We start from the raw sequence: 12,566 nt of genomic DNA on the forward strand, positions 1-12,566 counted from the left end.
GGGATAAAGTCTCAGGGCCCGGACAGGGCGAGGCCGCCGCTGCGCATTGCGGCGTCGTCGCGCGGAGCGCCGGACAAGCGATCGGCGCGATCGGGCGGCGCATGGTCGTTGCCGATCCCATGCCCCCGTCGCGCCGATAAGGATGCCCGTTCTTAGTGACGATTTTCCAGCTTCGTTCAGCCGAGCAGGTTGGTCAGCTTTTCCAGCCCGTCCCAGTCCGCGTTGACATCGCGCTCGCCACCGACCGGCTCGCCTTGCGCCGCGCGGATCGGATTGATGATGACGCGCGAAGCGCCGGCCGCCGCATATTCATCGACCCGCGCCTTGATCGTTTCAGGCGAACCCCAGGCGACGATCGCGTCGATCAGCCTGTCGCTGCCGCCATTTTCGAAGTCTTCAGGGCCAAAACCGATTTTCGTATAGGCGGCCTGATAATAGGGAATGGGAATGTAGAAGGTCAGCATGGCGCGGGCGATCCGGCGCGCTTCGGCGGGGTCCTCGTTCAGGATGACCGGGAAATTGGCGGTCACCTCGAAGTCGGGGCCGACATGAGCGCGCGCCTGACGGACATTTTCCACCGGCAGGATCCAGGTGAAGATGCCCTGGCCATGTTTGAGCGCCAGATTCTGAAGACCCGGCGCATGCGCGGCCAGATGAATCGGCGCGAGTTCCGCGGGTTTGGGGTGGGACAGCTGCACCGCTTCCATCGCTTCGAGATAGGCGGTCATCTTGGGCACCGGCGGCATCCACTGCCCGCCACGCATCTGGACGATGAATTCGTTCGACGCGCCGAGCCCCATGATGAAGCGGCCGGGATAATATTCGGACAGGGTTTCGCGCGCCTGCGTCGCCGCCATGGCGTCGCGGCTGAATACGGTGGCTACGCCGGTGCCCACTTTCAGGGTCGTCGTGTTGCCCAGGATGAAGGACGCGGCGAGAAACGGATCGCGGCTGAAGGAATCCAGGAGCCACACGCTTTCGAACCCAAGTCCTTCGACCTTGGTCGCCAGCGCCGCAAGCGCCTTTCCGTCCAGATCATAGGCGTGCTGGCTGAGGAGAACTCCGATACGTGGCATGGCTTGCTCCGATAGATGAGAAAAAAATTCGGTTGGTATCGAACGATGATCCATGCGGTCGATGGGATCGCGAGGCGACCGCCATCTGTCCGCCGGCGACCGCAACTTGATCGAGTTATGTCGCGCGGATGGAAAAATCAACGGGGCGATGAATACAGTAACTTACCTGTATCGACCGCCCCGTTTTCATTAGAAGCGGTACTCGGCGCGAACGCCGTAGGTACGTGGCTTGGCCGCATTGAAATTCACGCCATAGGGCGCGCCGGTCGTGCGGTTGGTGGCATATTGTTTGTCGAACGCATTATCCAGATAGAAGCCCAGACGGATCTGTTCGCCCGGAGGGCTGACGAATCCGGAGAAGTTGGCGATGACATAGCCCTTTTCCTGGTCATATCCCAGCGGCCCGCCGGCGCCCGGCCAGAACAGGAAGCGCGAGCGATATTGGGCCACGCCCGCCAGGTTCGCGCTCCAGCTGCCGATGTCGAACGTGTAGCTGCCGTTGAGCGACGCCATCAGGCGTGGCGCATGCGGCACCCGCGTACCCGACAGATCGATCGAGCAGGGATACAGCGTCGCGCCCGGCGTATTCACGTTGGACGTGCCGGTCGGATCGAAGCAGATCTGCGACGCGCCCTTATAGCTATCATATTTGGCATGCAGATAGGCGAACGACGCGCCCATGACGAGGCCGGGCATCGGATCGCCATTGATCTCGAGTTCCGCGCCATAGCCTTCGGCCGCGCCGACATTCTCCGTCCTGGTGCCGGCGCCGGTCGCATCGATGATCTGCTGCTGCAGGCCCTTGTTCTTGTAATAGAATAGCGCCAGGCTGCTGCGCAGCTTGCCGCCGAGGGCCGAGTTCTTGATGCCGACTTCGTGGTTGAACACCTTTTCCGGGTTGATCGAATTGCCGGGGAAAGGCGCCGGGGTAGAAAAGCCGCCCGCCTTGAAGCCGCGCGTGAAGCTGTAATACAGGTTCATCGGGCCATTATCCCACGCCAGCACGAAACGCGGCGTGAAGGCGCGGAACGAAGCCGAGTCGGTAAATGCCGCAGGCGCGCCGAACAGCTGGAATCCCGTGCTGTTGGTCACCGACAGATCGCGCTCGTCATAGGTATAGCGACCGCCAAGAGTGACCTTGACCTGGTCCGTCACCTTGTAGGTGCCCTCGACGAATGCCGAGACGGACTGCGTCGTGACGTTGGCATTGTTGCGAGGGTAGGAACCTGCGAACGTCTGCGCGAAGTCATAGTCGCTTCCCGTCAGCGATATGTCGAGGAAGCTCTTGTCGAAGAAATAGTTGACGCCGAACAGATAATTGAACGGGCCTTCCAGGTTAGATGTGGCCTGGAATTCCTGCGAATAGGATTTGCCGCCGTTACGCGGCACCGCGAAAATGAACCTGTTCGACGACACGAAATCATTGTCGGCGAACTGTTCGCTGTAGTTGGTGAAATAGGTGGTCGTGCTGCTCAGGTCGAAATCGCCCAGTTCCAGGCTGGCGCGCAGGTCGGCCCGGAACATCCGGTTATAATAAGGGCCGGTGTCGGTCTGGATCGCCTTGTAGAAGCCCGGAGGGGTTTCGCCGGTCGACTGGCACACGAAACAGGTCGGCGCGCCAAACTGGAGCGCGTCATTATAGTTGCGCGCCTTGCTGCGCTGCCACTCTACGCCACCCGTCAGGCTGAATACATCGCTCGGGTCCCATTTGAAACGGCCACGCACGGTGTAATTATTCTGCGCGGCCAGCTTCGTGCCGTCGACATTGGTGACGTAGCCGTCTTCCTTCTTGTAACGCCCGGCCACGCGGACGGCCAGCGTGTCAGAAACCGGCACGTTCAGCATGCCGTCGAACTGCTTATGGTCGAAACGGCCATATTCGGCCAGCACGCGGCCTTCCAGCTTGTTCGTGGGGGCTGCGCTGTTGATGCGCACGACGCCGCCGGTGGCGTTGCGGCCGTACAGCGTGCCCTGGGGACCGCGCAGCACTTCGATCGTGCCGGGATCGACCAGATCGAGCAGCGAGTTCACGCCGCCCGCGCGCGGGATATAGGCGCCGTCGAGATAGATCGCGACCGGCGATTCAAGACCGGGGGTCGAATATTGAATGCCGATGCCGCGGATGAACAGCGACAGGAAGCCGCTGGCGGCGGTGAAATCGGTGCCGGGCATGGCGAGCTGGATATCGCGCATGTTGCGCAGGCCAAGCTGGGTCGCGGCTTCGGGCGAAACGGCGGTGATCGCGAGCGGGACGTCCTGAAGACGCTCGGAACGGCGCTGCGCGGTGACGATGATGTCGCCGGTGACTGGTGCGGCATCGGCTGCCGGCGCGTCCTGTGCGTAAGCGGGCGCTGCCGAATAGAGCAGCCCGGATACGCCGCACCACAATGCGGTCTTGAATTTCATGTCAATGACGTCCCTTTTACGTGGTTCTTGTCCCGACGCCGCGCACGGCGCCGACCTGTCCTCTCCACCGAGGCTGCCTCCCTTGCACGGGACGATCTCGCCTGTCTCGGTTCTGGCAGGGGCCACTGGCGCGGCCCCTATAGTCGCCAGCATCTTGTGGCGATTTCCCATCAGACGGACTCATCTGATGGCGCGGCGCCGAAAGCCGGCGCAGCCCAATCGCGTAAAAACAAAAATCCGGAGCGGCGATCCGATGCAGTCGGATCGCAACCGCCCTCAATCCTATCCGTTGAGGCCCGGTCCGAAAAATTCATCCGCGACCCCCTCGACCGTGGCCGCACGGTCGCAGAAACGCTCTTCATCTTCCGTGATGATCCGCAGAAACTCCGGGTCCTGACCGATACGGATCAGCTCTTCCAGCGCCTGTTCGTCGCGGATCGTGTAGATAGCGACGGCGTCATAATGCGTTCCCGTTTCACGTCCGGCATCCGCATCGGCCCGGCCATGATAGAGATTGTTGAGATTCTGCGGATAATAGCGGCGGAAATCCTTTATCAGGTGCGCGATGCGCTCCCCGACCAGCGGGACATGGACATTTTCATAATGGTCCCGGAAGTCCTCGAAGGACATGCCTTCCTTCTTTTTGATGAACAGCATCATTTTCTTCATGATGATTTCCTTATATTCGAATGCAGGCGGCGAGCAGCGGGCTGGCCGCTCAGCCGGAAAGCGATCCCACGGCCGCGCCCTCTTCGGCGTCATGCGACCAGTCCTGCTTGGCTGCCCATTCGCGCAGCGTGATCAGGGGAACGGGGATTTCCGCGAGCAAGGCCTTGGCGTCGACCTCGAACGGGCGCAGGGGCGATTCGTTGTTGAACGTGTAGAAGCTGCCCATCGCGTCGGCATAGACGTCGCGCGGCATCAGCGCTTCCAGCCCGACTTCCCCATGGACCCGCGCGCCCCATGCATAGGGATCTTCATATTGATAGGTGATCGGACGCCCGATCGCCTCGGACAGGATCTCGACCACTTCCTCGACCGGCAGGGTTTCGGGACCGCCGACCGCGATGCGCCGGCCGATCAGGTCGTCGCGGGTCAGCACCGCCATCACGAATTTCGCGACATCGTCCATGGCGATCCAGTTGGCCAGCATGCCCGGACGCTGGCAATATTTGTAGAGGCCATGGTTGACGAGATTGGGCTTGGCGAACCGCGTCAGCATATTGTCCATGAACAGCACAGGGCGGATGATCGTAACGTCGAGGCCCGAGCCCGCGACAATGTTTTCGAGCGCCAGAATGCCGTCATAATAATATTCGCCGCACGGTTCGTCGGGCGCCCACATCATCGAATTATGCACGATCCGGCGCACGCCCGCCTTCTTTGCGGCATCGACCAGATTCTGCGCATATTGCCCGGACTTGTCGCCCGCCAGCGACGGAATGGCGCTGAAAACCGCATCTACACCGGCAAAGGCCGCCGCGAGCGCATCGACATCGGCGAAGTCCGCGCCCACCACGGTGGTGCCCTTGAACTCGTCCTGCTTGAAGATATCGCCGCTGCGCGTGATCGCGCGCGGCGCATGCCCCTTGGCGAGCAGTTCGCGCACCTGCGCCTGGCCCATGCGGCTGCTGGCACACAGAACGGCTACTGTCTTTTGATCGGTCATTATCGTTCCTCCTGATTGGTCAGACTGCGGCGCCGGCGAGATGTCCCTCGCGAATTGCGTTTTGGAGATAGCGCGGCGAATTGGCGTCGCCGACGATGTGAAGATCGGCCACCCGATCGCGCAGGCCGTCGAAGACATCGCGGATCTGGCGATTGTTCGACACCAGCACCACCGTGTCGGCTGCCAGCACGGTCGAATCTGCAAGCGTCCCCTGAAGATGGGCGGGGCCGACGACGACCTGCCCTTCCTCGATGGCAATGCCCCTCGTGCGGTCCATATAGCGAAACGGCTTGCCCTGCATCCGCTGCAGGAACGGGTCGAGCATGAGCGTCGGCCAGATGTGGGGCGCGAGTTCGCGCTTGGGCGTCACAAAGGTGACGTCCAGCCCCTGATTGATCAGGAACTCCGCGCAGCCCAGCCCTTCATAATGACCGACATCGTCGATGATCACGGCGGTGCGTCCCAGATTGGCCGGGGTCATCAGTAATAATTCCGTCGCCGATATCACACCGCGCCGGTCCGTGCCGCTGATCGGCTCGCCGGGGTGCGAAATCTGGACACCGTCCATCCGCTCCATCGATCCGGTCGCCACGATCACCGCATCGGCGCCGGTGGCCAGCACGTCGTCGGCGTCGACATAGGTGCTCAGCTGGACATCGACACCCAGGCGGTACACTTCTTCTTCCAGCCAGGTGACGATATCGATCAGCTGGTGCCGCGTAGGCGGCTTGGCCGCCGCGCGCATCGCTCCGCCGAGATGGGAATTGGCTTCCATCAGCGTCACCTGATGACCGCGCAACGCCGCGACGCGGGCCGCTTCCAGCCCCGCCGGACCGCCGCCGATGACGACGACCTTGCGCGGTTGGGCGACGGCCTGCAGCCAATGGTCGCCACGCTCCAGTTCATGCCCTGCGCCCGAATTGACCGCGCATTCGATCGGAATGCCGAACATCTGGTTGGCGGTGCAGGCCTGATTGCACGCGATGCAGGGGCGAACGCGATCGGCCTGACCCGCGAGGCTCTTGGCCACCAGTTCGGGATCGGCGATCGTCGCCCGGACCAGACCGACCATGTCGGCGTCGCCCGCGCGGATGACCTGATCGCATTCCTCCAGCGTCCTGAACCGACCCGTGACCAGAGTCGGCAGACTGACATGATGGGTGATCGGAACGCTGGTCGGCAGTTCATAACCGGCGGGCTCGTTCATGCCGCCGATCATCTTGTCGTTGCGATTATAACTGCCCACCGACAGGTTCACATAATCGATCAGCTTCTCGGCCTCGAGCATGTGCGTGAGCTTCAGATAATCGTCGATGCTCAGACCATTCTCGATCAGATCGGTGCCGACGCGGATGCCGACGACGAAGTTTTTCGACACGGCCCCCCGGATCGCGCGCATCAGTTCCATGATGAAGCGGGCGCGGTTCTCGAAGCTGCCGCCATAGTCATCGTCGCGCTTGTTGCTGTTGGGCGAGAAAAACTGGGCCGGCAAATAGCCATGCGCGCCATGGATATCGACGCCGTCCAGCCCATATTGCTCCATGCGGATCGCGCATTCGGTATAGCCGCCGATAATCTCGTCGATCATGCCCTTGGTCATCGGTGTGGGAACCACGCCGTTCGCGACATTGGGGATGTCCGACGCGCTCCAGGGCGGCGAACCGTCCTGCGGATTGAAGGCCGCCCCCGCATGCCACAATTGCTGGAACAGCCGCGTCCCATGGCTTTTGACGCGACTTGCGAATTCGCGCATCCCGTCCTCGATCTCGGGCTTGAAGATATCGAGGTTGAACGCCGTCGTCGGGTGGACCGACCCGATCTCGTTGATGATGAGGCCGATGCCGCCGCGCGCCCGTTCTTCATGATAGGCGATCAGCGCCTCGGTCATCATGCCCCGGCCGATGCCGGTGCCATGCGCTGGCCGGAACGTCCGGTTCTTGACCTCAATATTGCCAAGCCGGATCGGCTTGTCGACATGGGTATAAGCCACCCTTAACTCCGTCATTCTTTGTGTTTGTCCGGCCCCCCGGGCGCGGAGCATCTAGGCTGAAAAGCCACCGTCGATCGTCAATGTCGCGCCTGTGATATAGGCGGCTTCCGGGCTGACGAGGAACGTGACCAGACCGCTTATCTCGCTCATCTCCCCATATCGCCCGAGTGGAATGCCCGCCTTGATCCGGGCCTGAGCCTCCGGCGCCATGGCGAGCGCCATGTCCGAACTCATCATGCCCGATTCGATGATATTGGCGGTGATCCTGCGCGGGGCGAGATCATGCGCCGCGCCGCGCGTATAGCCCGCCAGCGCCGCCTTGGAACCGCAATAGTCCGCCGAACCGGGCGCGCTGGATTTGCTTCCGCTGACCGATCCGATGGTGATGATGCGGCCGTCGTCCGCCAGGACGTGCGCTGCTGCCCGGATGGTGGCGACCACGCCCATCGTATTGACGGCCCAGACCTGATCGAGCGGCGCATAATCATGGCCTTCGCCCAGGCGTCCCAAATTCGCGATGCCGGCATTGTTGACCAGGATGTCGAGCCGTCCGAAGGCTTCGATGACGGCGTCAATCAGCCGTTGCGCTGCGGCCGGGTCCCCTTGATCCGAACGGATGGCCTTGCCGCGCACGCCCAGCTGCTCCAGCTCCGCGACGATCGCATCGGCCTGCGTCTGCGAGGAATGATAGCTGAACGCCACATCGGCGCCCTTGGCGGCCAATGCGAATACGATGGCCTTGCCGATGCCCCGCGTTCCGCCGGTCACCAGCGCGCACTTCCCGTTCAACTCGCTCATAACCTCTCCACCGCAATGCCCAACTGGCCGGCCGTCCAACGGCTTCTGTCCGATTCATTTAAGGCATTTGCCCTAAGGCGATTTAGGGCGAGGCAAGACATGAGTCAACGTGCAAAAAAGGCGCGCTCTGCTACCCCAGCAGCATCAGATGCGCGGACGCCGCCAGCGCATCCTCGAACATCTTGGTCGCCAGGACGGGGTCGGGGCCGGTGGCGGGCGGATTATCGTCCTGATCGGTGATCGCTCCGTAACAGATTTCGTTGGCCAGCCGCAGCCGCGCCTCGACCAGATCCTGCGGCATGTGACTGACCTTCTGCCTCAGTATATTGAACGCCGCAGACGCAAGCGGCGCGAGCTGCTGAATCCCGGTCCTGCCGTCCCATTGCGCAAAGCGGTTGATCGCACGCAGAAAGGCAGCGAAACTGTGCCGACCATGACGGTCGACTTCCTCGAACACCGGCAGGAACGCGATCCGCAGGAGAGTTATGGGATCATCCAGTTTGCCCTCCGCCTCGGCTGCGGCGAGAAGGGGCCGACGACGGTCTTCCAGCGCAGGAATGCGCGCCTCGAAAATCGCGCGGATAAGGCCTTGCTTGTCGCCGAAATGATAGCCGATCGACGATTTGTTGGCGGAACCGGCAGCGATGCTGATCTCCCGCAGGGACGCCCCCTCGATGCCATGCGCGCCCCACAGCCGCTCGGCCGCCTCGATGATCGCCTCGATCGTCGCCGTGGCGCGGTTGGGCGCGGTCTGCGCCTCGACGCTTTTCCGGCGTCGGGTCTCCTTTGCTTGGCTCATGCTATCCGCCGATTTCAGAAAGACGGCACCGGCGCGGCGCCGGAATAGTCGTAAAAGCCCTTGCCGCTCTTGCGGCCAAGCCAGCCAGCCTCGACCATTTTGAGCAGGATGGGCGCGGGGCGATATTTGGGATCGCCGAAATCGCTCTGGAACACGCGCAATATCTCGACCACGGTGTCGAGCCCGATGAGATCGGCCAGCGTCAGCGGTCCCATGGGATGCCCCAGACCCAGCTTGATGCCGGTGTCGATATCCTGGATCGAGGCGAGCCGTTCGCTCACCGCGAAACAGGCTTCGTTCAGCAGCGGCAGCAGTATGCGGTTGACGACGAAGCCGGGGCTGTCGGCCGCGACGATGATCTGCTTGCCAATGCGCTCGCCAAAGGCCCGCGCGGTCGCCACGGCGGAGTCACAGGTCGCAAGGCCGCGGATCAGTTCGAGCAGCGGCATCAGCGGCACGGGATTGAAGAAATGCATGCCGATGAAGCGCGTGGGTTCGGCCACCGACTGCGCGAGACGGGTGATGGCGATGGACGATGTGTTGGTGGCCAGCACCACGTCCTTGCCGACCGCTTCGCTCAGCTGCGCGAAGATCTTGCGCTTGACCGGTTCTTGCTCGGTCGCGGCCTCGATGACGATCTGCGCCGATGCCATGGCGGACAGGTCGGCAACCGGCTCGATCAGGCCGATGGCCGCGTCGCGCTGCGCTGCGTCCAGCTTGCCGCGCCCGACCTGCTTGTCGAGGATGGCGGCAATACCGGCCTTGCCCCTTTCCGCCGCCTCGATCGAGATGTCGGACAGGCTGACCCTAAGCCCCGCCAGCGCCGCGACCTGCGCGATGCCCGCGCCCATCTGTCCGGCGCCGATCACGCCCACATGCTCCATCTTTGCCCCCGTTCCCGTTGCCGGACCTTGTTGATTCCAGTCCGGTAGCAGGTCCGACGCCTCACTGCATCAGGGATTGGCACCCGGTTGGCGATCAGGATGCGCCGCGGCGACAGCGGGCAGGCGCTCGGCCGCCTCCCCCGCCTCGACCAGATGAGGATAGGGCGACAGATCGAGGCCGGAGCGGCGGGCATTGTATAATTGCGGCACGAGGTAGCAGTCGGCGAGGGTCACCCCGTCGCCAAAGGCATGAGTCCCCCCATGGGCCTCGATCATCGAGTCGAGCGCGGCGAACCCTTCGCCGATCCAGCGATGGGTCCAAGCCTCGATCTGTTCGCCGGTCGCGTGCAGATCATGCTTCAACGCCTTGAGCACGCGCAGATTGTTGATCGGATGGATATCGCAGGCGATCAGCGCTGCCATCGCCCGGACGGTCGCCGCCGCCAGCGGATCGGCCGGAAGCAGGGAGGGTGCCGGCCAGCGCTGGTCGATCCATTCGAGGATGGCGGGGCTTTCGATCAGGACAGCGCCGTCCACCTCCAGCGCAGGCACCAACCCGTGAGGCGCAATGGCGCGGTAGGCCGGATCTCGCTGTTCGCCGGCCAGCAGATCATGCGCGACCTGGTCGAAGGCGACTGCTTTGAGGCCAAGCGCAATCCGCACGCGATAAACAGCGGAGGAGCGCCAATAGCCGTGAAGAACGGGCACGCTCATAATGCGGGCATAATGCAGGCGCTGTATTCGCCAAACCCGATCGACGGGAAGCCTGTCGCGCTGACGCGTGCGCGCCGGATCAGTCCGTCGCCATCGTCCCGAGGGGCCCAGACCGCCTGGATTGAGATCGCCGCCATTGGGAGCATGATGCACGACCATCTGGTTGATCGTCCAGTAATATACGTGACGGGGCTTAATTCAAGCAAGAGGGCGCGCTCTGCGGCGAATGGCGCCCGACCGAGAGCGTCCGCCATCGCTTCGCCGCATGACTGCGCAATCGCCATATCTACCCGTCCGTCCTGACGACGCCGCGCCTGATCTGATCGAGCTCGATACTTTCGAACAGGGCCTGAAAATTGCCGATGCCAAAGCCGTCATTGCCCTTACGCTGGATGATTTCGAAAAAGATCGGGCCGAACATCGTTTCGGTAAAGATCTGGAGCAATATGCCCTCGCCGGATTGCACGCTGCCATCGATCAGAATGCGGTTGCGCTTCAGCCGCTCGACATCCTCGCCATGGCCGGGCACGCGGGCGTCGACCAGTTCATAATAGGTGTCGATCGTATCCTGCAGCCGCACGCCCCGCGCGCGCAGCTTTTCGACCGTCGCGTAAATATCGGCGGTGGTGAGCGCGAGATGCTGGATGCCCTCGCCATGATATTGGCGGATGAATTCCTCGATCTGGCTCTGGTCGTCCTGGCTCTCGTTGAGCGGGATACGGATCGCCCGGTCGGGCGCGATCATCGCCTGGCTGAACAGGCCGGTCGCCTGGCCCTTGATATCGAAATATCTCTGCTCCTCGAACCCGAAAAGCGTCCGGTAAAATTCGCTCCACACCCGCATCTGGCCGCGCCGGACATTATGGGTCAGATGGTCGAGCAGATCGAGACCGACAGTGTTCGCCGCCTCCGCCTCGCGCCAGCCGGGGAAGGCCGCCCAGTCGGCATAGAGGTCCACGCCATCCTGCACGAAATAGAGATAGGAGCCGCCGATCCCCTGAATGACGGTATCGTCCTCGTCGGTCGGCTTCGCGCCATGCGCCAGCGCCCAGGCCATGGCGGCGTGCGGATCGGCGACGCGAAAAGCCATGGCGCTCGCAGACGGGCCATGGTCGCCGCGAAAGGCGGCGACGCGCCCGGCATCGTCGCGATTGAGCATCAGGTTGATGCGACCCTGCTTATAGCGGGTGATGTTCTTGGCCGGATGCCGGTGCGTCGCCACAAAGCCGAGCTGCTCCAGCTGCGCCGCCATCGCATCCGGTTCGGGCGAGGTGAATTCGACGAATTCGAAACCGTTGAGGCCCAGCGGATTGGAACTGTCGATCATTTGCTTTCAACTCCTGAAACATGGTCCTGCGTGCCGCGCGAATAGACCCGATCCTCCGGCAGCACCGCATCAGGCTCCAGATCCTCCTGCCCGTCGAGCGCGCGATAAAGCGGCGCGAAGTCGGTCTCGACCGTCGCGCGCAACAGATCCTCGAAACTGCCGATGACGAAATAGCTCTGTTGATAATCGTCGATCCGGTAGCGGGTGCGCATCAGCCGATTAAGGTCAAAGCCGATGCGGTTGGGGGACGGATCGTCCAGCGCGAACACGGACTCGCCATAGGAGGACAGGATACCCGCGCCATAGAGCTTCATGTCCCCGCCCCGCCGGATCAGACCGAACTCCACCGTATACCAGTAAAGCCGCGCGAGCCGGTCGATCGCCCCCAGGCCGTCGGCGCGCAGGCCCCCCTCGCCATAGGCCTGCATATAGTCGGCGAACAACGGGTCGGCGAGCAGCGGCACATGGCCGAACACGTCATGAAAGACATCGGGTTCGGCCAGATAGTCGCTCTGGTCGGGCGACCGGATGAAGCGGCCGGCGACAAAGCGGCGATTGGCCAGATGCTCGAAAAAGACGCGGTCGGGGACGAGGCCGGGCACGGCGACCACCTGCCAGCCCGTGCGCTGCATCAGCCGCTCGGAAAGTTCGGCGAAATCGGGGATGCCGGGCTTCGTCAGGCGCAGCATGTCGAGGCCATCGAGAAATTCGGGCGCGGCGCGATCCCGCAGCATCTTTGTCTGGCGCTCGAACAGCCGGTCCCAGGTCGCATGATCCTGCGCCGAATAGGATGCCCAGTCCTGCGCGACGCTCCAGTCGGCGGCCGCGTGGTCGGGTCGGGGTGATGTCAGGCTGGCCATAAGTCAGTATCGCACGACACGCGCGAAATTCCGTTTCAATATG

General features: G+C 62.8%; 11 protein-coding genes. All 11 read right to left on the reverse strand.

The window, feature by feature from the left end; all coding sequences use genetic code 11:
• Positions 1-176 precede the first annotated feature (176 nt).
• Positions 177-1,076, reverse strand: coding sequence for an LLM class flavin-dependent oxidoreductase (locus WG907_RS13995; protein ID WP_340233712.1), 900 nt, complete (start codon positions 1,074-1,076; stop codon positions 177-179).
• A 189-nt stretch (positions 1,077-1,265) separates the two neighbouring features.
• Positions 1,266-3,482, reverse strand: coding sequence for a TonB-dependent receptor (locus WG907_RS14000; protein ID WP_340233714.1), 2,217 nt, complete (start codon positions 3,480-3,482; stop codon positions 1,266-1,268).
• A 282-nt stretch (positions 3,483-3,764) separates the two neighbouring features.
• Positions 3,765-4,151: an EthD domain-containing protein gene (locus WG907_RS14005; RefSeq protein ID WP_340233716.1), complete on the reverse strand. Its 387-nt coding sequence runs from the start codon at positions 4,149-4,151 to the stop codon at positions 3,765-3,767.
• A 49-nt stretch (positions 4,152-4,200) separates the two neighbouring features.
• Entirely contained in the window at positions 4,201-5,151 is a 951-nt protein-coding gene (locus tag WG907_RS14010) for an SDR family oxidoreductase (RefSeq protein WP_340233718.1), read from the reverse strand.
• A gap of 19 nt (positions 5,152-5,170) precedes the next feature.
• The gene (locus tag WG907_RS14015) at positions 5,171-7,141 is read right to left on the reverse strand and encodes an oxidoreductase (protein WP_340233720.1); all 1,971 of its coding nucleotides are present in this window, start codon (positions 7,139-7,141) and stop codon (positions 5,171-5,173) included.
• 51 nt (positions 7,142-7,192) lie between these two features.
• Entirely contained in the window at positions 7,193-7,939 is a 747-nt protein-coding gene (locus WG907_RS14020; RefSeq protein WP_340233722.1) for an SDR family oxidoreductase, read from the reverse strand.
• 130 nt (positions 7,940-8,069) lie between these two features.
• Positions 8,070-8,738 carry a TetR/AcrR family transcriptional regulator gene (locus WG907_RS14025; protein WP_340233724.1) on the reverse strand — a complete coding sequence of 223 codons (669 nt, stop codon included), beginning with the start codon at positions 8,736-8,738 and terminating at the stop codon, positions 8,070-8,072.
• Between the two features lie 14 nt (positions 8,739-8,752).
• The gene (locus tag WG907_RS14030) at positions 8,753-9,622 is read right to left on the reverse strand and encodes a 3-hydroxyacyl-CoA dehydrogenase family protein (protein WP_340233726.1); all 870 of its coding nucleotides are present in this window, start codon (positions 9,620-9,622) and stop codon (positions 8,753-8,755) included.
• A 69-nt stretch (positions 9,623-9,691) separates the two neighbouring features.
• Positions 9,692-10,336 carry a maleylacetoacetate isomerase gene (maiA, locus tag WG907_RS14035; RefSeq protein ID WP_340233728.1) on the reverse strand — a complete coding sequence of 215 codons (645 nt, stop codon included), beginning with the start codon at positions 10,334-10,336 and terminating at the stop codon, positions 9,692-9,694.
• Positions 10,337-10,622: 286 nt separating this feature from the next.
• Positions 10,623-11,663, reverse strand: a complete 1,041-nt coding sequence (gene hppD, locus WG907_RS14040; protein WP_340233730.1) for a 4-hydroxyphenylpyruvate dioxygenase — start codon at positions 11,661-11,663, stop codon at positions 10,623-10,625.
• A complete protein-coding gene (gene phhA, locus WG907_RS14045; RefSeq protein ID WP_340233732.1) occupies positions 11,660-12,523 on the reverse strand; it encodes a phenylalanine 4-monooxygenase in 864 nt (287 codons plus the stop codon). The genes hppD and phhA overlap by 4 nt, the downstream gene beginning before the upstream one ends.
• Between the last annotated feature and the right edge of the window lie 43 nt (positions 12,524-12,566).

The sequence above is a fragment of the Sphingobium fluminis genome, from assembly GCF_037723805.1.
In the GTDB taxonomy this organism is placed as follows: Bacteria; Pseudomonadota; Alphaproteobacteria; order Sphingomonadales; family Sphingomonadaceae; genus Sphingobium.